Consider the following 23684-nt stretch of genomic DNA (forward strand, 5'->3'; position numbering starts at 1 on the left):
TTGAATTAGAATTGGATTAAGCCAGACACGACTCTGCTACTTTTAATAAATCAACTAATTTTTCAGTGCCAAGTGAATAATAAATATTCTTACCTACTCTTTTTGAATTCAACACACCTTTGGTTTTTAATAATCCCAAATGATGAGATGCCACAGCCTGCTCAAGGCCTAGACGTTGATAAATTTGTGTAACTGATTTGCTCGAACCATCGCTCAAGAGGTCCAATATAGCCAGACGCATCGGATGCGCTATTGCTTTCAAGAATGTGGCTGTCTTTTCCAGTTCTTCTTCGTTGTGATTGTTTTTTACAAGAACTTCCATCGTTTCTAATTTACATTAATGATTAATACCGAATTTTAAGTCAACCTGAGTTAATTTTTTGGTATAGTATTTTAACTTTGGCCTGACCTTCCAAATAGTGAACTAAATAAATAATTAACTATCAACATCTTAACGCCCATCTATATATTTTAGTTTGATTTGGCTAAAAAATATTTGTCTTGCGTAATACATTTCATCTAGATAATCTTAAGACAATCAGCTTAATCCAATTATTCGACCTGTTTTAAAGATAAATAGAACCCCGGTTAAATTGTTTGAATGTCATCTTGAAAAAAATAATTTCAGAAATGAATGCTTTTGTGTTAATTCGAGGCTTTAACAAATGCTATGACTGAAGAAAACCAAAAGAAAAACGGAACGATTGAGAAATTTCTGACTATTGTTGAAAAAACGGGCAATGCCCTTCCTCATCCTGCCACCTTATTCGCATTATTTGCCATTCTTGTCGTCTTTTTATCATGGGTTTTCAGCCTGATGGATATTACTGTTCAGCATCCCGGTACCGGTGAATCCATCCATCCAATTAACCTGATGTCCGAAACAGGTCTGCACAGAATACTAACGGAAATGGTGACTAATTTTACCGGTTTCGCTCCATTAGGAACTGTTCTGGTAGCTATGCTGGGAATTGGTATAGCTGAAAGCAGTGGTTTGATTGGAACGGGATTAAGACTTTTGGTTTTAAAAGCACCGGAAAGATTATTGACCTTTGTCATCGTATTTTCCGGCATACTATCTAATACGGCCAGTGAGGTTGGATATGTTTTGCTTGTACCTCTGGCCGCTATCATCTTTTTAGCTGCCGGAAGACATCCGATTACAGGTATGGCCGCAGCTTTTGCCGGCGTCTCAGGGGGATATAGTGCCAATTTACTTTTGGGTACTATCGATCCATTACTTTCTGATCTTTCACAGGAAGCTGCCCGCATTATCGACCCGGAATACATAATCAACCCCACCTGTAATTACTATTTTATGTTTGTCTCTACCTTTTTTATTGCCGCAGTAGGGACATGGGTTACCGAGAAAATTGTATCGCCGAGATTGGGTGAATACAAAGGTGATGCCCAACCCGAAGAAATTAAAAGATTAAGCAAGGAAGAGAAAAAGGGCTTGAAATGGGCCTTAATAGCTGCTTTAATTCTTACTGCTCTTGTATTATGGGGCCTTTTGCCTGTCGATGGTTTTTTAAGAGACCCGAATAATCCTGATGTTTTGAAATCCCCATTTTTTAAGGGCATAGTAGCGTTTATATTTTTGGCCGCAGGCATTTGTGGTGTGGCCTACGGCATGGGTGCCAAATCCATCAAAAGCGATGAAGATGTAATGAATGGCATGGGGAAATCCATGGAAACACTTGGCCTTTATATTGTGCTTGTATTTTTTGCTGCTCAATTTGTGGCCTATTTTAAATGGACCAATATTGGTTTGATAACAGCTGTGAAAGGGGCCAATGGATTAAAAGCTTTTATAGATCTGGTTGGTATTGAAAATCAACTATTGCAGGCTATTGTAGTTATAGTGCCCTTTATTGTTGTAGCTGCTCTGATTAATCTTGTCATGGGCAGTGCTTCTGCAAAATGGGCTATTATGGCACCGGTTTTTATTCCTATGTATATGTTGCTGGGATTTACACCTGAATTTACGCAAGTGGCCTATAGAATCGGAGACAGTGCCTCAAATATTATTTCTCCAATGATGTCCTACTTTGCGCTCATTGTGGCATTTATGCAGCGTTATGATAAAAATGCTGGGATAGGTACGATCATTTCAACCATGTTGCCCTATACCTTCTTTTTTCTCTTTGTCTGGATTATATTATTGATTATCTGGATTGCGCTCGGCATACCAATTGGCCCGGGTGCAGAATTATTTCTCAGCAATTGAATTTTCTAGCTCATCAATATTTATCAGGGGAAAATGAATCCCTGAGATTTGGAAATTTTATTGCCGATTTCGTAAAAGGAAAGAAATATCTCAATTATGAAAAAGATATACAATTGGGAATTCTTTATCATAGAGAAATCGATTGGTTCACCGATAATCACAGCATTACCCGTGAAAGTACTTCTTTGTTGAGAAATGATTTTGGGAAATACGCCGGAGTCGCTTTAGATGTATATTTCGATCATTTTCTAAGTAAAAACTGGTCTGAATATTCAAAAATTCCATTAAATGAATATACGCGCTCAACCTATGAAATTGTGGGGGCAAACAAGGAAAAGTGCCCGGCACGCGCACTGCATATGCTCAGGTACATGAAAAGAGATGATTGGTTGTTTAATTATCAATATCCCGAAGCAGTGGGACGTTCTCTTAAAGGTATTTCGAGCAGAACAAATTTTGATTCCGGCCTTGAAAAAGGTAAAGAAGTTTTATTAAGGGAATACGAATATTTAAAATCCGCCTTTGAAATATTTATTGCAGATATTATTTCAAATAAGAGTTCAATACTTTTAAATGCTAATTCAAAATATGAAGAAAACCTTTAAAGGTTCTTTCTTCGAATGACACCTGGTAAAAATATTGTCCGGCTGCCACATTTTGAGCTTTCCAGTCAAAATCACTTTCATTCGAATGGAACACTTCCCTTCCCCATCGGTTATAAATGATTATCTCTCTGAATGAGCGTTCAAGGCATAAATTTTCATCAAGAATTGGAAAATAAAATGAATCGTTAATGCCATCTCCATTAGGTGTTATCACATTTGGAAATATAAGCTCCTCAGCAAATTCACCCTGAGGGGTTTCAATAAAAATTTCAAGACTTAGACTGTCTTTTCCGCTTATTCCACAATTTTCTCCACTGGCGGTAAAGTACAATTTGTATTTGTCGATTTCCAGAATATTTGAACATTGCGGCAGCCAGGCAAAATCTCCATTAGCTTCACAGCAGTTTTCCAAATTATAATTAAACTCCATGCCAAGCATCTCCGGATTAAATCCATCTCCCTTAAAAAGAATATCAATTCCCGAAGAATCCACATCACTGACCCGGACCTGAAAATTAATTGGTTCTCCTATTTGGTGTATTTCCGGAATATAGTTTGTGCTAATAACCGGTGGCACATCCTCTGATTCTATAATTCTAAAATTTACATCTATAAAATTCTCTTCTGGAACCGGACAATGATCGTCGACTACATTAAGTCTTATAGTGAAAAAATTCTGCTCCGGACTTTCGCAATTTGGAAAACACATTTCCCATTGGGGAATTGCAGCACTTTGGTTTATACTAATTTCTGGAGCCAATACACTATGACCCAAAAGGTCATAGGATACATAATTTACCTCACCATTTGGTGAATTACTGTCGGGGTCCCTGGTTTCAATTAAATGACATAAATCATTTTGACTTCGAATAAGTACAGTATCGCCGGAAACATAAGGCTGACTTTCGCCATAAGGATAAAAAATAATTTCCGGTCTTTGATTGTCTTCACAATTCCTTATCAAAATGGCCAAATCACGTATTACCTCTCCTATTTTTTCTCCATTTCTAAATTCTTCACATAAAACAGCTACGGTATACAATCCACTTTGTGCCGGGGTAAATGACAAAATTCCAGTTGAAGATAATTGAACTCCGTTGACTGGGGAAACATCAAAATATCCATTGACCAGAGGGTAAGGCCCTGATTGACCTATGATTACATTATCATCGGGCCTTGAAAATCCGGCAATAGGTGTAATCAAAGAATAGATCAAATCATCATTATCAGGATCCATTGCTCCAAAATCAATTTGCACGTCTTCACCTACACAATAATAATCACCGGAAATAGAACTAAACTGTGGAGATGAATTGACTGTGAAGTTTTTTGGTGAAGGAAATTCCAAATAAAACACAAAACCTGTAGTACCTGATCCTGCAATATTGGAGATATTATTTGCCCTACAACATCTTTGCCATGAAAAATAATAACCACCTGTAGAGCTATATAGGTTTTCGTCGATAAAAACGCTTGTTGTATAAGTATAAATTCGAATATTCAAACCATCTGAGCATAAAGTATTGGTCAATTCCGCATTTACATAATTAAGGCTCCTGGTCATATAATAATCCTCAATTTTCTGATTGTCCGTCTTCCGGAAACTGGAAATGATAATGGAGTCCTCCACTACGTCCTGCCCATCCGCTACATCGTAAAAAAGCTTGAGGTTTACTTCATAGCGGGATGCTACAACATGCTTCATCGTCATTTCTCCGCCAATGATATGCGATGCAAATAATTGTACATAGCAAATCACAAAAAAGGCCGTTATAAGATGTGACTTATTTAATAACATGTATAAATCCTTTATAAAAACTCTTGTCAAACTGTATTAAATAAAAATACTGACCGGAATTTAAGTTTTCCGCCTGCCATTTAAATTCCCGGTCATTGGATTTAAAAACCTCTCTCCCCCATCTGTTATAAATAGCAACAAATTCAAAATTCTGAAATTCACAAGACTGCGCTAAGGGTTGAGGAAAATAAAAATATTCATTTAATCCATCCCCGTTTGGTGTGATTACGTTTGTTGGAGGTATAACGTTTTGCTCATAGGGGATATAGTCGTTGATTTTTGCAATGAAAAATAAACTATCAGTATTATTGGATGCACAGCTGTTATCCTTTACATATATGCTGTATTCATAGGCTTCTTCCCTGTAGTCTGAGCATTTCGCAAGAAATGAAAAATTACCTTCAATATCGTTGCCGAAATTATCTTGCCTTATTGTCGGGATCAAAGCCCCTTCTTTTAATTTAAAACTAAAACTTAAGGAATCATTTAAATCACTGTCATATCCACCCAACCACATATTGAAGGGATTTCCAACTGGCCATTCTGTGTTTTTATATTCCGATTCAATAATAGGTTTGGAATTACTTTCTTCTTCAACCTTTAAAATAATTTTTGTGGAATCGACATTGGGCATCGGACAGGCATTATCCTTAACCAAAAGCCAAAATTCAAACAAATCCTCATTTATAGGTTCAATGCAATCCGGCCAGCACATTTTTACATTTAAAGTATCGGACTCACCGCTGAGTGCTCCGTTCTCCGGACTAAAGCTCACCGCTTTTGACTCAAAATTTACCGGAACAATTTCATAATTGATTCTACTTTCATTATCGCTGTCTGTTATTTTAATATCAAAACACAGTTCATCTCTGGATGAAATAACCAGGGTATCATTTTCATTATAGGGTACGGAATTCTGATTATATAATTGGCTTTGTGGGCTTGTATTATCCACACACTGATCAACCAGAATTTGAAAGTCGCGATGCACGGCACCGATTTTTTTACCATCTCTGAACTCATTGCAAATCACTCTGAATACATAAAGTCCATTTTGACTTGGCCTTGCACTCAAAATCCCTGTACGACTATCGATTTTTAAATTTGGCGTACCGGGCATTAAAAAATAGTTTTCAACAAAGGGATAAGGTCCGGGAATCAAAGCAGATATAGGATCATCGGGCGTTGTAAATCCGGCAATGGGTGTGGCCAAGCTATAGGAAAGGCTGTCGCTGTCGATATCAATGGCGCTGTAATCGAGTTCAACATAACGATCCCGGCAAATGTATTCGCCTTGAATTTCTTTAAACAGTGGCCTTGAGTTCAAGGGAAAATCGTCCATATCGGGGAATTCCAATAAAAATACCATACCCTGCCTGCCGGGTTGAAATACATTTGAAATGATATTATTGCGACAACATCTTTCCCAGGTAAAATAATAGCCCTGATCTTCATAGTAGCGCTCAGAAGAAAAACGATGTAGCCCCTCGTATGTAATTTTAATTGTCTTTAGGGAATCTTCAAGACAATAGGGATTCGCATAATCTACAATTGTACTGGTTTTTACATCCAGAATTCTATCATCTATCCGCGTGTTGTTGGATTTTCTGAAAATACCGATTTCTATATTGCGATCCACCAGGTTAAATTCTGCATTGGCCTGATCATAATAAAGTATCAAGCGAAGCAAATAAATCTCTCCTCTTTGATGAATCATTTGCATCTCCCCACCCACAATGTGCGAAGCCTGCGAAAATGAGCAAATGCAGGATACCAAAAAGAGTAAAAATAATGATTTAAAGCGCATCGGGCTATTTTATTACTTTTATCGGGCCTTTGTAGCTCGCTCCATCAAAACGTATTTGGAAAAAATAATCACCCGCAGGAACATTTGCAGCATCCCATTTAAAATCGGCATTTTCGCTGCGATAAACTTCCCGGCCCCATCGGTTATATATGGTAATATCAGCAAACTGACATTGTTTTGGCAATTGTTGTGGGTAGAAATAATCATTGTATCCATCTCCATTTGGTGTGAATACATCAGGTACTTTTATCTCTTTGTAAAACTCTTCCACATTTATACTCAACTCGATGGTATCTTCAAGATTCAGACAGGATTCCTCCTTAAGAATTACATTAATCTTGGTTTGATAAATTTCCAGCTCGGAACATAATGCCGGTCCTATTATCATTTCCCCTTCTGAATTTCCTATTCCATCACTACTGCTAAAACTGATAGGCAAAAATAAACTTGATGAATCTTGCCATTCCCAGCGCATGTTGAGAAGATCAAGATCAACATCTTCCCCGGCAAATTCGAGAGCAATAACGGAATCGGTGAAGGTGTTGATCGTGAAGCTTTTTTTGCCATTAATAATACCTGAAACTATACTTAAATCGGGGCTTTCATTTTCATAAAAAAGCTCCGCATTAAAAGAAATTGTGTCCGATTTTTTCTCACATCCATTATCCAGTAGTTCAAACTGAAATAATATTTCTTCGGTATTTAAAAAACTGCAGTCGGCTTGCCAGGTAAATGTACTTTGCAATTGTCCTCTGGCGCTTGTAGGCGTTAAAGTATAGTTCAGATTCTGTATTGGGCTGCCATCGGGGTTAAAAAATTTTGGCCTTATCAATAAAATATCATTTGTATTTGTATCTATAGCAGATAAGTTAAAAGAAAATACATCTCTGATATTTATATCTACATCATTGCTCCCTAAATCGCTTTCCAGTACGGGTTTTTTATTATCCGTGGTAATTTTTAAGGGGAAAGTCAGAAAGTCCTCATAATTAGAACAGAAAAAATCCGAAACGCGGAATACCAGATCCTTTCCATTTAAATCCAGGGCATTGCAATCAGGCACCCAGAAAAATTCATTGCTTAGTTGAGCGACACCTGTGGATCTGGAAAACTGCATGCCATATGTCTGCGGATTGAATTCCATATCCCCGTAATAAAGAATTATGGTATCGTTGTCGGTATCAAAACCGTTAACATTCATAATAAGGGTATCTCCTACTTCAAGAATAATGCTATCACCAATAAAACTGCTGTTTATCATCGGTGGATTATCCGTGATCGCATCCACAATTGCTGTTATTAAAAATGTGTCTTTTTTTGGTAGACTACATCCGTCATCGGCCATAATAATTTCAAAGAGATAGGGTTCGTTGACTGTAGAATTAGCACATTTATTAAAACAAACGGTAGCTTTTAATGAATCTCCGGAACCCGGAATCAATCCATTTGCAGGACTTACAGATATAAATGTAGGATCAAAATTTAATGCATTTATCTCCACATTAAAGGCTGTGTTGGGGTCGGGGTCCTTTAAAAAAATATCAAAACAGCGATTATTCAGATCGATATACATTGTATCATCCCTGTTAAAATTTGTGCTGTCTACGGGATCTTGAACTGATACTACCGGACTTTGATTATTCGGACAGGTGCGAACAATTATCTGGAAATCTCTTCGAATTTCACCGATTTTTACTCCGTTTCGGTATTCCTCGCATTTAACTGAAAACACAAATAAGCCATTTGTATTGGGCCTTACTGTAAGAAATCCTGTAGGGGATATATTTAATGGTGGATTTCCGGGAATCATGGAATCCACATCAAAACCGCTCTGCCAGATCACCGTGGGATAAGGTCCGGGGAAAGGTAGAAAGGGGCTAGGATTATTCACGGAACTCCATCCGCGAATGGGTTCGGCCATTGAATACACCAGTGAATCACCGTCCGGATCAGTACCACTAAAATCAAAATAAAAAAACTCATTCAAACATGCGTAATCACTAACTGGCGGGAATAATACCGGAGAAGAATTTATAAATGGTGTACCTCCAATATTTACTGGGGGGAATTCAAGATAAAAAGCCTGACCCTGGGCACCGGGAGATAATAAATTTGATATGTTATTGTTTCTGCAACAGCGATCCCAAACCATGTAATAACCATTGATATCGGTATAAATATTGGGATCTAATTCAAGTTGTGCGCTATAAATTATTCTACTCGTATTTAATTCAGCAATAGAACAATCCGGAAAAGAATAAGGAACACTCGCCTCGGAAACCTTTGGAAGGAATACCGAATCCATAAAGACATCATCCAGCTGTCTGAAAATGCCAATCCTTAAAAAATTGTCTTTAGCCTGGGGATTTCCGTTGAACTCATCAAAGTACATGATTAGGTTCACCGTATAGAAGTATCCGGTATCGTGAACAAGCTCTATTTCACCGCCAACAATATGAGTGGAAAATGAAAAGTTTGTTTGAAATAAGATGAAAGGTATTAAGAGGTGTTTCCATTTCATTACAACTAATTTAACACATATCGGATAAAAATAGTCTCCATTCAGTCACATATCTGACCGAAGAAAAAAAAAGGGGATACATAATGCATCCCCTCTTCAATCATTCAAATGCTATTTTATTTAAGCACTTTGATATAACTCTTGTAAGTTCGGTTTCCAAACTTCATTTGATAGAAGTAGTCACCCGAAGGTACATTGGCAGCATCCCAGCTGAAGTCTTTTTCTTCAGACTCGAATACCAATTGCCCGTATCTGTTATACACTTTAATGCTTTCAAATCCGCATTGCATGGGCTCAACGATAAGGTTTCTTCCTTCTTCATCGAAACCACCGAAAGCGTATAGCTCCAATCGATCGTTGTAACCGTCACCATTTGGTGTGATAACATTGATTGCGTTGAACTCACCAACCGGAACGATATTAACAAACATATCATCTATTAAACCTAGTTCGGTATCATCCGGATCAACTGGACAAGCATTATCCCTTACTCTGAAATTCAATCTGTCAAGTGGTGTCTCTCTGTCTTCACAAGCCGGATCCCAGAAGAAGAAAATAGTGTCATTCTTCTCTACGTATTGCAGCGGGTTTCTATAAGTAGCCTCAATCTTCTTGGCCTGGAATACATCTTCGGTATCATTGATATCGAGATCTTCAAGGGTAAGGCCTAATCTTACTTTATCGTTTTCAAATTCAGCTGAATCTATTTCAACGGTGTCCAGGTCAAAACCTGTAACGTAGAATGAAAGATCTTTAGAAGAGAATGTGATTTCCACATTTCCATCTGCATCTCTTGGGATTAACTCTGTTCCACCATCAAGATCCTGATATAATTCTAACTGTGGAGGCGTACCGTTATCAAGTAAAATTTCTATTTCGGCAACAGCCTGGGCTGCAAAACAACTTGAATCTGTGGTTACAGCTCTTAACATAATTGGCGCATACTCCAGAGCCTCACAGGTAATAAATCTGTTTTCCCAGAAGAAAGTCGAAGCTAATACAGAATCTCCAATATTATTATTACTTCTACCTGTGCTTATTCCCAATTCAGATATTCTGTCTCTCGATTCCAATAGGTCTAGGTATTCACCTCGGTCATTATCAAAGATATAATATTCGGTAAAGAGCTCATCCAAATCTGCATCTCTACCTACTACATCAAAAATCAGACTTTCTCCTTTTTTCTTACCGCTACCACCTATGGATCTATCTGTACCTACTCTTTGAGTAAAGCTGTAGAAAAAGGTTGAATCGTTAAGCTGCGTACCTTGAATTGTAGCAGGAGTTTCTGTTGTCTCTTCGCCTAAACCTGTCAACAATGTAGGTCTTTCATTGGTATTCAGGATGTTAAATATCATTCGTTTTGAAGATATGTTTTGACCACAATACCTATCTTCCGTAATTAAATAAATGGTATCTCTAAAGACCTGACCAGCATTGAACAATGAACAGTCAGGCACCCATCTAAAGACAGTTTCCATTTCACCAAGACCCTTAATTGTATCTGTTTGAACGATAGAATCTGCAGGTAACAGAGAATCAGCGGTATATTGGAAAAATTCCATACCATAATCCAGATAATCCAAGGTATCATTGTTATATACAATGTATTGAAACAGAGAATCATAGGTACTGTCAATGACACCCAAGCTAAATTCTATTTCCCAATTTGGTCGAATAAAAAATTCAACCTCAGAGATATTATTGTTTGCATCTGCTGTTTCTACAAAGAATTGTGAAGGGAAATCCACATTCCTAGTTTCAACTTTTGCTTCCGGACTTGGTATTTCCTGAACAAGGAAAAACAACCTTATGGTATCAAAGAATGGCTGCGGACAGTGTTCTTTTTTATAAATAATGTTCAGCTCCAATGGCTCACCATTTACAGAAAATGCACAATCGCCAAAACACAAATCAATAAGGAATGTATCCGATGGATTGTTTAAAGCAAGATTCGCCGGAGTTAAATTGATTGTTGAATCAGGGAAATTCACTGCATCAACAATTATTTCAACATTACTTGTACCATTTGGAATAGCAGAACCTGCTCCCGGATCTGAAACTTTATATTGAACACATCTCTGTCCTACGATACCCGGTACAAATACGGTATCGGTAATGGTAATGCTTGAGTCAACTGGTACAGGTGGATCTACAGGAATTTGTGGCGAACATGAAGAAGCCGGTGAAACTTGTAGCTGAAAATCTCTAAATACGCTACCAATCAGATCTTTCTGACCATCATTGTCTATATCTCTCCATTCCTGTGCCCAAACTCCAATAACAAAATAAGCATTTCCTACAGAAGGTGTAACGGTTACAAAACCCGTATTTACATCTACTTTTAATCTGTCAGGTTCCGTTAAAGAGCCACAAGCCGGATTACTAAATCCATTGATCTGATTATCCTGATTATAGCAATTGGCCCAAAGACCCGGAGTAAATTGAGTACTTGGATCAGGGTAAGGGGCTGAAATTGGATTGACCAAACCGGGACCGGGAGCGCCGGGCTGGTCAAATGGGGTATAAAGCACATAGCTTAATGAATCACCATCGGGATCAATACCACCAAACGGTTGATAATACAATTGCCCTACACAACCGTAATCTGCCAATGGAGGAAATAACTGAGGTGTACTGTTTACAATTTGATTTCCTGCACCATCTACAACGGGTGGAAATAAAGTCGCTGTTGTTTGGCCCTGTCCACCGGAATTCTGAAGATTAATTACTCCGGCATTTCTACAACATGAAGTCCATGTAAATAGATAGCCACTTGCATGATTGAAAGTGGTCGGAGGCAATTGAACCGTATCCTGATAAAAATGTCTTTCAATCGTCAATTGCTGACCGGCACAACCTGCAATCTGAGGTGGTACCACATTAAAAGATATCTTTGGCAAGGTCCAGTTTCCTACCGTCTGCTGATTCGACCTTTGATAGGCTGTTATTGCAGCAGTTGCCGGCGCAGAAATACCACTGGCATCACGATAAAGGTTCATCGTCATGACATACTGGAATCCCTGAACATGTGTGATTATTATTTCACCACCAACAATGTGTGAGGCCTCAACTTTACCCCAAACAAATAGTAGTGCAAATAATGGGAGTAGCAATAATTTCTTCATGGTTCTTTTTTAATTTAATATCGAATGTAAAAGTATGAATAATATTTCTTCCTGATAAGGCCGTTTAACAAACGGGAGCTTTTTTTAATAAGTGTATCGATTAAAGGCTATTTCGGCTTTTTGAAATTCTAAAAAAAATGCTTTCTTAACTCGCTTTGGCTTAAGTTTGAGGCAATTTTAAGAATATTTTGAAGAAGATTATAAAGAATATTGAGGTTCTTGATTTCGCCGCAGAAGGAAAATGCATTTCAAAACAGGGGGATAAGGTGGTGTTTACAAAAAATACAGCGCCCGGTGACAATGTGGATATTCTCATCACCCGAAAAAGAAAAGGCTATTCAGAAGGGCGAGCGATCCATTTTCACAGAAAATCAGAACTTAGATCAGAGCCTTTTTGCGAACATTACAATTATTGCGGAGGCTGTCAATGGCAACATGTTCCCTATACCGAACAACTCAAGTTCAAAGAAGATCAGGTCAGACAGCAATTAATGAGAATTGGCGCTTTGGAAGATCCACAAGTTGAAGAAATTATAGCCTGTGATAATCAGGTGGCATATCGAAATAAACTGGAATTTTCGTTTGCATCGCAGCGCTGGTTAACACCGGAAGAACTCAATCAAGCTGATGTAAAAAAAAGTCCCGGTTTAGGTTTTCATATCAGCGGGCATTTTGATAAAGTCCTTGACATTAACAAATGCCATCTTCAGGAAGATTTTTCAAATACAATCAGAAACTGGTTCAGAGATTACGCGCTTAGCCATGGCATTAGCTTTTATTTTTTGAGAAAAAAGCAAGGCGAACTGCGCAGTTTGACCATCCGAAATACCAGGGCGGGCGAATGGATGCTAATTATTCAGTTTGGTACCGAACTAAATGAAAAACTGGAAAAATTATTGGAAGCTTTGAAGCGTGAGTTCCCCCAGATTAATTCCATATTTTTTGTGATTAACAAAAAAGTCAACGACACTTTCCTCGATCAGGAGACCATTTTATTCCAGGGCCAGGCAACGATAAGCGAAAAAATTCAGGATTTGAATTTCAGAATAAGGCCCAAATCCTTTTTTCAAACCAATCCTGATCAGGCTGAAAAATTGTATTCCAAAGCCATTGAAATGTGTGGTGAACTTAGGGGAAAAACAGTTTATGACCTTTATACCGGTACAGGAACCATTGCTTTAATCATGGCAAAACAGGCCCAAAAAGTAATTGGTATAGAATCTGTTGACCAAGCCATAGAGGATGCCAATTTCAATGCAGCTCAAAATAAAATTTCAAATGTGGAGTTTTTCTGTGGCGATATGCGTGAATTGCTTACAATAGAATTTTGTAAAAAAAATGGATTCCCCGATCTTATAATTTGCGATCCGCCGAGAGATGGAATGCACAAGGACATCATTGAAGTTTTATTACAAATTGAAGCCAAAAGAATAATTTATATCAGTTGCAAGCCAAGCACTCAAGCCAGAGATCTATCTTTGCTATCTGAAAAATACGATGTGGGTAAAATTCAACCTGTGGATATGTTTCCACAAACCCATCATGTAGAGAATATATTACAATTAAATTTACGTTGAAATGGATTTAAGCAATGATCCGGAACTGGACGGTAAATATTTAGGCACTATTACATCGGATTTCATAAAAGTTTCTGACACGTTAAAAGAAGCGGCTTATCAATTAAAGGTCAGAAAAATCAGCGAATACCCGATTTTTCCTATAAGTAAAAATCCGATGAAAATCGGACAGTTACTGCTAGGGCAAAAAGAAGCTGAGCTGAAATGGAACATCAATTTTTCGTTCCTGGAAAATCTTATCTCGCATGAAATCATTCATGAAAATAAAGTAGATGAATTCTTAAAAACTTACAAGGACCCGGAAGAATTTGCCTGCTTGCTGGTTATCGATAAGGAGTTTATGAATTTCCTCTACATCCCTTATCCTGTAGATTAATTGTAATCATCTGGCAAAGACATAATTGATAGCGCTATCTCCGAATCAATCTTCGTTTTTCAATTTTCCGTCTTCAATTATTGATCTACAATTTTTAGATTTTGAAGTGTTGCCAGCCCTGGGCCTCAAGGTCTTTTAGATTGCCGGAACGAAATACCATTTTTACCCCTTCTTCAAAAGCCGTGACATATCCAATAGAACTTACATCCGGATGGTTTTTAAGTTTTTCAAAATCTTCAAGGCTCACGGTGAATAATAATTCATAGTCTTCTCCACCATTTAAAATACTCGTACTTGGGTCAATGTGAAATTCCAAAGAAGTTTCCCTGGTCTGTTCGTCCAAAGGCAATTTGTCTTCATAAATTTTCATTCCCATTTTCGATTGGAAATGCAAGTGAAATAATTCTGAAGCCAGACCGTCGGAAATGTCAATCATGCAATTCGGCCTTACCTCCAATTCTTTTAAAGAATGAATAAAATCCGCCCTGGCTTCAGGCCTAAGCTGTCTTTGAATTACATAACTTTTATCCTGAATGTCCGGTTGCATTTCCGGATTGGCTTTAAATTCCTGTTTTTCCCTTTCTAAAACATGTAGGCCCATATAGGCCGCACCCAAATCACCCGTAACACATATAACATCCTTGTCTTTTGCGCCTGATCGGTAGCTTATATTTTCTTTTTCCCCATATCCAATTGCCGTTATTGAAATAACAAGCCCACTGACAGAAGATGATATATCACCTCCAATCAGATCCACTTTATAATTTTTACATGCCTCCCTTATGCCATCCATTAATTCATCTACTGCTTCCACCGAAAAGCGATTACTCAATCCAAAGCTCACCATAATCTGACTTGGTACTGCATTCATTGCACAGATATCAGAAAAATTAACTACTGCAGCTTTGTAGCCCAAATGTTTAAGAGGCATATATGTAAGATCAAAATGCACGCCTTCAATCAACAAATCAGTTGAAAGTAGCATTTGCCGGTCACCGGCATTTAAAACGGCACAGTCATCGCCAACAGACTTTATTGTATTTTTATTTGCGACCGGAAAATCCTTAGTTATGCGGTCTATTAAACCAAATTCCCCTAATTCACTTATTTCTGTTCTTTTTGTCATCTTTGGAACTTATTTGGGTAAATATTTATTTATAATTTCACACTGTGAAAAAAGTCCTTTTAATAGTTTTAGCCTTAGCATTCATATTTGCTTCTTGTCGTCCTCAAAAAGAATGTAGCACGAGAAAAGGTATGGCCAAAAAGAAATACTACAACAGTATTCAATACCGCTAGTCGTTTTTTTCCTGACATAGTTCTATCAATACACCTGCTGTACTTCTAGGGTGTAAAAAAGATATGAGTTTATTATCAGCGCCTTCTTTTGGTTCTTCATTCAAAATGGTGAAACCCAATTCTTTTAGTCTTTTGATTTCTTCATAGATATCTTCAACATGAAATGCTATGTGGTGCATTCCCCCTCCTTTTTTATCTATAAATTTAGAAATAGCCGAATCCTTATTATCCGAATCAAGTAATTCTATTTTTGTCTCACCCATTTTATAAAAGCGCGTGGTCACATGTTCCGACTCCACTCTTTCATCCTTATAGGCTGATTTACCAAAAATTTTATCAAAAACCTGAGAGGCGTCTTCAATATTTTTTACAGCAATTCCGATATGTTCTACTTTCTTCATTTTTATTCAAATTGCAGACAAACTATTTTTACACTTAATTAGTTATCACGATGCAAAGTTGCAATTTTTTAAATTATGACCACCGAAGTCGATAATCACGTAGAACTCGCCAAAATCCAAAAACAGATTAAGAATCATTTGGGATTAAGATCTGAAAATTTGGTATTTGATTATAAAATGAATGATAACCAGATCATACTAAATCTGATTACCATCAATCCAAGGCATAATCAATCGTTTTTATTTCACAGCATTTCAGGAACGGATAAAGTAGATGCTGCAAAAAAAATGTGGGATTATGTTAGGCTCCACAATCAAAATAATTACTCCTATACCATCCAATGGATTGCAGATGGGGACAAAGAATTGCACACGTCTTATTTCAAAGCAAAAAATATGTACGAGGCTTTGGATAAATTGTATTTTGGAAGAGATATGAATACCATCAGTGTATTTAGTATAGTTTTAAATCCTGTTTCTTAATTTTGTATCATGATCACAATTACAGATAACGCAAAAAGCAAAATTCTCGAACTTAGATCGGAAGAAGGTCATTCAAAAGATCACAATGTAAGAGTATTGGTTAAAGGAGGTGGATGTTCGGGCTTAATGTACGATCTGATATTTGATAATAAGCTTGACGAAAGCGATGAAATATTTGAAGATAAGGGTGTGAAAATTTTAGTGGACAAAAAAAGTCTGCTTTACCTGCTTGGTACTACACTTGATTTTTCCGATGGCCTAAATGGAAAAGGTTTTCAGTTTATCAATCCAAATGCCACAAGAACCTGTGGTTGCGGTGAAAGCTTCGCAGTCTAAAAAACCCGTTTAAATGTAAATTACCCCTCTCGTAAATTTTAGTTAAGACTAATTAAAATTTGATTCTACCTTAAGTTCGGTTGTCAAATTAAACGTATTAGTCATGAAAAAAATCTACATGGCCACGGCATTATTATGCTCCGGCCTTTGGGTGCATTCTCAGGATATTGAGAAAATGTCCATCCAAAATCAAAAACAAAAATTAAATCTTTCAGAAAATTATTTATTGCAAAATGATCCGGAAATTTATTCCGGAAGCTCTACTACATCTTACGGAACAGTTATAGGCCAAACTACCTATGATCTTCAAAGTAATTTTGGAACAGGTACAACGAGAATTCAGCAATATCCGGATGGCAGTGTTGCAGCCGTTTGGATGCAATCGCTTAATTTATTCGGCGGGCATGGTGACAGGGGAACAGGATATAATATTTTAGACCCCATTAGTCAGAGCTGGGATACAGGTGAAACAGGTTGGTATGGTCTAAATACTGTGCGAACCGGCTGGCCGCAATTGTTAAACCTCGGTTCTAAAGAATACACAATCCAACATGACTTTAGTGTCTCAAATATTGTTGTCAACAGTCGCGATACCATTGGTCAGGGATTCTGGGGAATAAGCCAGGGACTCTCCTTTGATGCTGTCTGGCCGAGAGCCGTTAATGTTGGAGATACTATTCACATGATTGCTATAGACAATCAGAGTGCTGCCCACAATGGAATTAATAACCCTTTAAAGTACTACCGCTCTGACAATGCAGGCCAAAGCTGGACCATTTCTTCATTTGTAAATTTCCCATCCTATGATAACAGTACCTTTTGGTTTTCGGAGATAAGTGCCGATGCCTATGCCATCGATGCATACAAAAACTATGTTTCCATTGTTATTGGTGGCGCCTGGGATCCTCTTGTATTATATAAATCAGACAATTATGGTGAAAGCGGTTCGTGGATCAAAACAATTATATATACACCGGATTCTAGTAATGGATTCACAGATATAAGTAACAACAGACATGTAGTGCCCTCGCTTAGTAGTGAAATGTCAGTGGTAATAGATAAAAATGGACAAACTCATGTTTCTACTACCGGCCTTTCCATTAATTGGTATTTTGGCGAAGACAAGCCGCAGAATTCTTCCGGAATTCGTCAATACAACCCATTAACAAGTCTTGGTGCTTATTACTGGAATGAAAATATGGGTAGCATAAATCATATTTATAATGAATTCATTAGTACAGATACCCCTACTGGAAATGTGCTTTATCCGATAAGTTATTTTTATGATTACACCGGAGATGGTAATTATGACATTAAATCAAACGCGAATGATATAGGACAATACAATAGCGGTCTTGCGGGTCATACAAACATTTCGATTGATCAGGACAGTGGAATATTCATTGTTTGGTCTCAGGTGGCCGAAACTTCAGAGGACTTGTTACCCGACAATTACAGAGACCTTTTCTTTGCATATTCATTTGATGCGGGATTATCCTGGAACGGTCCTGTGAGTATAGCCGCACTTGAAATTGCCGATGATGGCTTTAGTGGTGGCACATTAGCAGAAGAGGAAGTATTTCCTTCAACCATAAAAAGGGTGGGAAATGATGATAAATTGCATATGATTTTTCAAACCGATGCACAAGCAGGTATGCATGTAGCCGGTGATATGCATTCCATTGCTTTTAACGATATCGTTTATTATCCTATCGACATTCAATATTTTAGAAATTTATCGTCATTGAAAAGCCGGTATAATTTTTCGAATGGCATTGCAGTTTATCCCAATCCGAGTTCGGGTATCGTCAATTTAGAGTTTGACCAAGAATTGACTAATTCTATTGATGCTATTGAAGTATATAATCTAATCGGAAGTGCAATGGATGTCGGACGCAAAAATATGAAGACTCAAAATATTTTGGAGCTCGACATTAGGCATCTTGAAAAAGGGATTTATTTATTAAAAATTCCTGACGGAAATGAATTTATTACCAAGAAAATCATTAAGAATTAATAAAACAGCCCCTTAATCGGGGCTTTTTTAATAAGCTCTTTCCAGACTTCCTTTCATGAAGTTTATAAAGGAACGGTTAACCACTCTATTGCCTCCGGGAGTAGGGTAATTTCCTGTAAAATACCAGTCGCCCAAATGTTTTGGGATGGCTTTATTTAAATTTTCAACCGTTTGGTAAATTACCTGAACTTCAGCATTCACATCATCGGTGGTAATTATTTCCGCAATTTTGTTTGAAATTTCCTCATAGGAAAACTCTTCATAGAGCTCCTTTACATAATTTTCTATCTCTTCAACCGGTTTATCCATAGAGTTAATGCATTTTTCCATCACATCATCCATTTTATTCTCTTTGCCAGCCTCTTTTAGTAATTGACAAGCCGCTCTGAATGCAATGAATTCCTGCATTCTGGACATGTTAATTCCATAGCAATCAGGAAAACGTATTTGTGGGGCTGAGGAAACAATTATAATTTTCTTGGGACCTAGTCTATCTAGCATTTTAATGATGCTCTTTTCAAGGGTTGTACCTCTAACAATAGAGTCATCGATTACTACAATAGTATCAATTCCTTTTTTAACCAGTTCATAGGTGGTATCGTATACGTGCGCCACCATATCATCGCGCTCTTCATCCTTGGTAATAAAAGTTCTCATTTTAACATCTTTTAAAACCAGTTTTTCAACGCGCATTTTCGACTTAAGAACCTTATCGAGTTCTTTTCCTTTAATTTTGCCCTCTTCAATAATTTTCCTCTTTCTGGAAACGATATGATCATCAATTTCCTGAGTCATTCCTAAAAATGCCGTCTCAGCGGTATTGGGAATATAGGAGAATACTGTATTTTCAAAATCTAGATCTATGGACTTTAGTATCTCTGGAACCAGAAGTTTTCCGAGTGATTTCCTTTCCTGATAAATATCGGGATCCGTTCCTCTTGAAAAATAAATTCTTTCAAAACTGCAAGATCTTTTTTCGCGTTGTTCTGTGAAACGATCCAGTTTTGAGTTGCCATATTTGTCGATGACGAGCGCATGGGCGGGTGGTAACTCCTGAATTTTGTCAAAATCTACATTGAAGGCTGTTTTAATCGGTGGTTTTTCTGAAGTGACAACAATTATCTCATCATCTTCATAAAAATATGCCGGTCGTATACCCGAAGGATCCCTGGCTACAAATGAGGCGCCATATCCTGTGATTCCTGCCATGACGTAACCACCGTCAAAATCCCGGGCGGCCTTGGTCAGTACTTTTGTTAAATCCAGTTCATTTTCTATGATCCTCGAAATTTCCTGATGATTGAATTTATCCTTTTTAGCGTCAAAGATTTCCTGATTCGCCATATCGAGAAAATGACCAATTTTTTCCATCACGGTTACAGTATCTGCCTTTTCACGCGGATGTTGACCAATGCTCATCATAAAATCGAAGAGCTCATCGACATTGGTAAGGTTGAAATTTCCGGCAACCACCAGGTTTCGGCTTCTCCAATTATTTTCTCTGAGCATGGGATGACAAACGGCTATGGAATTATCACCATGTGTACCATATCTCAAATGTCCCAGAAGTGATTCCCCTGAAAATGGAATGTTCTTTTTGAGCCATTTTTCATTGTAAAAATTGCTTTTATTCTCATTGAAAGCGACCCGAAAATTTTGCTGAACTTTCCCAAAAATATCCTGAATGGGCTGTTTTGCAATGGACCGTGTTCTGTCTATATATTTGATGCCCGGTTCTGCATTGAGCTTAATGCTGGCAATTCCCGCTCCATCCTGCCCTCTGTTATGCTGCTTTTCCATCAAGAGATAAAGCTTGTTTAAACCGTATAAAGGCGTCTCGTATTTGTCAATATAGAATTGCAAAGACTTTTTAAGACGTATGTGGGCTATGCCACACTCATGCTTTATTTGCTCACTCATTGGGCGATTTTATAATATCGAATTTACTCAAATTATCTTGATATGATTAATACACAAAAATCTAAAAATTAGTTTTCATATTATGTCAGCTCCTATATCAATGATTAATTCCTTAAAACTGCTAAAGAATAAAAATGACAAAATGAGTACTGCCGCGGAAATGAAAATCAGAATAAAATTAATTGACAGAGATGCTTTAAAAGACATTTGACTGCTCTTAAAAAACATGAAATATGGTATTTTCAAATAGTAGAAAAGGGAGATAACCACATTGATAATTGCCAGAATAAAAATGACTAATCTGAAATTCATTTCAACCGAACTGTACCATTCAAAAAGTCCGGAAAGAATTATAAACTTGACTGTAAATCCTCCGGTGGGAGGCAATCCGATTAAAGCCAACATCGCTATTAAAAATGCAAGCCCAAAGAATATATTTTTCGCTCCCAAACCGGCAAAATCGGAGATTTTCAAATCTGAGGCTTTTTTATCAATTTGATTTGCCGATAAAAACACAATGATATTCATGAAAACATATAGACTTAAAAAAATCTCCAATTTTAAAATACCATCAAAGCCATTCACCAGGGCCAAAATCATAAAACCTGCTTGAGCGATACCGCTATAAGCAAAGAGCCGTGCAAAATTATCCTGCCGGAGTGCAGATAGGTTCCCCCAAATAATGCTTATCGTGCCAAGAATGGCGATTATATTAGAGAATTGGGTAAACTCCACGGCCGCGGGCCAGATAATTAAAAATTGGGAACAGAAAAATCCAAAAGCTGCGATTTTTGGTATGGAAGATACCATTAGCATGAATGGTAAGGAGCTGCCCTGATACACATCGGGAACCCAGAAATGAAATGGGAACAATGAGAGTTTAAAAAATATTCCGGCAAAAGCCATCAGCAAGCCTATGCTCACTAAATCGAGACCTTCAAAAACGGCATGATATGAAAATTCAAAACCTGAGAAATAGAGGTTTTGAACGTCTGCAAGTATGAGCGATATCCCGAATACCATTATTCCGGAAGACAAAGCACCAAAAACAAGGTATTTGAAAGCAGCTTCTATGTTTTTCTTTTTAAAGCCAATTCCCAAAAGAATATATGAACTGATGGAAAGCATTTCAATGGATAGAAATACCATCAACCAATTATTACTAATGCAGAGAAAATGAGCTGCAAAAAGTACAGAAAGCCACAAAAATGGTAGCTCAGTTGTATCTTTCCTTTTATCTGTTTCTGTTGTTTTCCAAAAAATCAATACGACCAGCATGGTAAAATCAGCCAGTAGTCTGAAAAATACGCTGGGCTGATTGGGAAAAAGGGAATTGTAAAATACAGGCGAGTGACTGTGCTCCAGATACAAAAGCGTACAAGCACTTGATAATACAATGATTAGAGCTAATGTGGTTTTTAACAAAGCCCTTTTATTAAAAAATATCAGGTCAAGGGCAATCAAGACAATAATCCCCAATGCAATAATCAATTCGGGAATTATGTATTTAAATTCAGATAGGTATAACTGAATGTTTTCTGCCATCAATTCTATTTCAATTGTATCTGATTGATAAGGTTCTGAATGGAAATTTCTGATATATCAATTATTAATGAAGGAAAAATACCTATAAGCAATGCGAATAAAACCAATGCCATAAGTGAAAATTTCTCATAATTTTCAAGATCTTTTATTTTCTCTCCCCAGGATGAATTAATGAGCGAAAACTTACCAAAAAACATTCTTTGCATTGTCCATAGAAAATAAGCCGCCGAAATAAATATCCCAAGTAAACCAAGAATCGGAAGCCAAATAGAAATACCATTTTGCATTGAGGCTCCAAAGGCCCCAATAAGGACCAGCACTTCAGCAATGAATCCCGAAAAACCGGGTAAGCCCATGCCGGCTAAAAAGGCCAGTAAGGTGAAACTTGCATAAACCGGCATTTTAGCATTTAAACCGCTGTAATGACTGATATCCCTGCTTCCCGTTCTTCGGTAAATCACACCGGCTAAAATAAATAGCATGGCAGAGATCAATCCGTGTGACAACAATTGATAATTGGCGCCGATTAAGCCTTCAATATTGAATGCTGCCAATCCCAATAAAACAAAACCCATGTGTGAGACCGAAGAATAAGCAATCATTTTCTTAAGGTCCTTCATGGCCAGGGCATTCATCCCGCCATATACAATGGAAATCACCCCGATAATCCCCAGTGCTGTCAGACTATTCATGAAAATATCCGGGAATACTGGAAGGGCTATTCTAATAATTCCATAAGCTCCGATTTTCAATAACAAAGCAGCAAGAATAATTGAAACAGGGGTGGGTGCTTCAACGTGCGCATCCGGGAGCCAGGTGTGCAATGGGACCGCCGGAAGTTTAATCATAAATCCAAAAATTAAAGCCCAAAATGCCCAAAAACGAATAGATTCAGACCAAAAACCATAAGCAGATTCCGCATCAAGTGGACTGTTTTTTAAAATGCTGTTCTGATCGGAATACTCAAAAAGATTAAAACCGTGAATGAGTCCCTCTTCCAAAAATGAAGCAGACTCCAATGCTGTTTTCCCCATATCGAAGGTCGAAATATTTAATACGATCATCACAGCTAAAATGAACAGCGAACCAAAAAGCGTATAAATGAAAAATTTGATGGATGCGTATTCTCTTCTGGGACCACCCCAAATTCCAATCAAAAAAAACATTGGCAAGAGCATGAACTCGAAAAACAAATAAAAAAGGAAGAAGTCCAGAGCGAGAAAACTGCCGATAATCGCAGCACTTATCAACTGGTATAAAGCCATATAACCTTTGACCTGGTTTTTTATTTCAAAAGAAAAAATGGCGCCGATGACCAAAATAACTCCACTCAGGATTATCAGTGGAAAGTTTATACCATCAAGCCCAAGAAAATAATCAATAGAAACCTCACCAAATGATCCGATCGAAAACCGAAACCATTCCCACTTTTCAATTAAAAGTACATCTCCGTAATTACTAAGTCCCTGAAGATTTTGATATTCTCTTATGCCAATAAATGCAATTAGAATAAAAAGTAAGATTGAAAATCCGAGATTAAGCCATTGAATTATCCTTTCCTGTTTCAAAGGTAAAATCAGAAATAAAAGACTCCCGATCAGTGGGATTAAAATTAAAGAACTTAAAAGGTGATTAGCCACG

At 37.4% G+C, this 23684-nt stretch carries 17 protein-coding genes; 7 read left to right on the top strand and 10 right to left on the bottom strand.

From position 1 onward, the window contains the following. Window positions 1-16: 16 nt before the first annotated feature. Window positions 17-283 (bottom strand): helix-turn-helix transcriptional regulator, encoded by a 267-nt coding sequence (locus tag HZR84_04970; GenBank protein ID QNL23192.1) that lies wholly within the window; start codon window positions 281-283, stop codon window positions 17-19. 387 nt (window positions 284-670) lie between these two features. Between HZR84_04970 and HZR84_04975 the strand changes: the two genes are divergently transcribed. Both HZR84_04975 and HZR84_04980 read left to right on the top strand, forming a co-directional pair. After that, window positions 671-2230: an AbgT family transporter gene (locus HZR84_04975; GenBank protein ID QNL21316.1), complete on the top strand. Its 1560-nt coding sequence runs from the start codon at window positions 671-673 to the stop codon at window positions 2228-2230. Further along, complete coding sequence (locus tag HZR84_04980; protein QNL21317.1) at window positions 2227-2835, top strand: DUF479 domain-containing protein; 609 nt, start codon at window positions 2227-2229, stop codon at window positions 2833-2835. Before HZR84_04975 ends, HZR84_04980 begins: the two co-directional genes overlap by 4 nt. Here HZR84_04980 and HZR84_04985 read toward each other — a convergent pair. The 4 genes from HZR84_04985 to HZR84_05000 form a co-directional block, all read right to left on the bottom strand. Continuing rightward, window positions 2807-4663, bottom strand: coding sequence for a gliding motility-associated C-terminal domain-containing protein (locus HZR84_04985; GenBank protein QNL21318.1), 1857 nt, complete (start codon window positions 4661-4663; stop codon window positions 2807-2809). The genes HZR84_04980 and HZR84_04985 overlap by 29 nt on opposite strands. Next, complete coding sequence (locus HZR84_04990; protein QNL21319.1) at window positions 4620-6440, bottom strand: gliding motility-associated C-terminal domain-containing protein; 1821 nt, start codon at window positions 6438-6440, stop codon at window positions 4620-4622. Before HZR84_04990 ends, HZR84_04985 begins: the two co-directional genes overlap by 44 nt. 4 nt (window positions 6441-6444) lie before the next feature. Continuing rightward, window positions 6445-8961, bottom strand: coding sequence for a gliding motility-associated C-terminal domain-containing protein (locus HZR84_04995; protein ID QNL21320.1), 2517 nt, complete (start codon window positions 8959-8961; stop codon window positions 6445-6447). Between the two features lie 116 nt (window positions 8962-9077). Then, window positions 9078-12089 (bottom strand): gliding motility-associated C-terminal domain-containing protein, encoded by a 3012-nt coding sequence (locus HZR84_05000; protein QNL21321.1) that lies wholly within the window; start codon window positions 12087-12089, stop codon window positions 9078-9080. 185 nt (window positions 12090-12274) lie between these two features. Here HZR84_05000 and rlmD point away from each other — a divergent pair, with 185 nt between their 5' ends. Together rlmD and HZR84_05010 are read left to right on the top strand one after the other, a co-directional pair. Then, complete coding sequence (rlmD, locus tag HZR84_05005; GenBank protein QNL23193.1) at window positions 12275-13666, top strand: 23S rRNA (uracil(1939)-C(5))-methyltransferase RlmD; 1392 nt, start codon at window positions 12275-12277, stop codon at window positions 13664-13666. Window position 13667: 1 nt separating this feature from the next. After that, complete coding sequence (locus HZR84_05010) at window positions 13668-14042, top strand: hypothetical protein (GenBank protein ID QNL21322.1); 375 nt, start codon at window positions 13668-13670, stop codon at window positions 14040-14042. A 94-nt stretch (window positions 14043-14136) separates the two neighbouring features. Here the strand turns inward: HZR84_05010 and thiL are convergent, their stop codons facing one another. Beyond that, window positions 14137-15168, bottom strand: a complete 1032-nt coding sequence (thiL, locus tag HZR84_05015; protein ID QNL21323.1) for a thiamine-phosphate kinase — start codon at window positions 15166-15168, stop codon at window positions 14137-14139. Between the two features lie 169 nt (window positions 15169-15337). Then, window positions 15338-15742 (bottom strand): methylmalonyl-CoA epimerase, encoded by a 405-nt coding sequence (gene mce / locus HZR84_05020; protein QNL21324.1) that lies wholly within the window; start codon window positions 15740-15742, stop codon window positions 15338-15340. 75 nt (window positions 15743-15817) lie between these two features. Between mce and HZR84_05025 the strand changes: the two genes are divergently transcribed. The 3 genes from HZR84_05025 (at window position 15818) to HZR84_05035 (ending at window position 18578) form a co-directional block, all read left to right on the top strand. Continuing rightward, complete coding sequence (locus HZR84_05025; protein ID QNL21325.1) at window positions 15818-16225, top strand: hypothetical protein; 408 nt, start codon at window positions 15818-15820, stop codon at window positions 16223-16225. Window positions 16226-16234: 9 nt separating this feature from the next. Next, window positions 16235-16561, top strand: coding sequence for an iron-sulfur cluster assembly accessory protein (locus tag HZR84_05030; GenBank protein ID QNL21326.1), 327 nt, complete (start codon window positions 16235-16237; stop codon window positions 16559-16561). Window positions 16562-16664: 103 nt separating this feature from the next. Next, window positions 16665-18578: a T9SS type A sorting domain-containing protein gene (locus HZR84_05035; GenBank protein ID QNL21327.1), complete on the top strand. Its 1914-nt coding sequence runs from the start codon at window positions 16665-16667 to the stop codon at window positions 18576-18578. A gap of 27 nt (window positions 18579-18605) precedes the next feature. On the opposite strand, the gene HZR84_05040 is transcribed toward HZR84_05035, so the two are convergent. From HZR84_05040 to HZR84_05050, 3 genes are all read right to left on the bottom strand, one after another. Beyond that, entirely contained in the window at window positions 18606-20498 is a 1893-nt protein-coding gene (locus HZR84_05040; protein QNL21328.1) for an amidophosphoribosyltransferase, read from the bottom strand. A 75-nt stretch (window positions 20499-20573) separates the two neighbouring features. Further along, window positions 20574-22043, bottom strand: a complete 1470-nt coding sequence (locus HZR84_05045; GenBank protein ID QNL21329.1) for an NADH-quinone oxidoreductase subunit N — start codon at window positions 22041-22043, stop codon at window positions 20574-20576. 5 nt (window positions 22044-22048) lie between these two features. Beyond that, on the bottom strand, window positions 22049-23683 hold the full coding sequence (locus HZR84_05050) for an NADH-quinone oxidoreductase subunit M (protein ID QNL21330.1): 1635 nt from the start codon (window positions 23681-23683) through the stop codon (window positions 22049-22051). Between the last annotated feature and the right edge of the window lies 1 nt (window position 23684).

The organism is Hyphobacterium sp. CCMP332 (assembly GCA_014323545.1).
Taxonomy (GTDB): Bacteria; Bacteroidota; Bacteroidia; order Cytophagales; family CCMP332; genus CCMP332.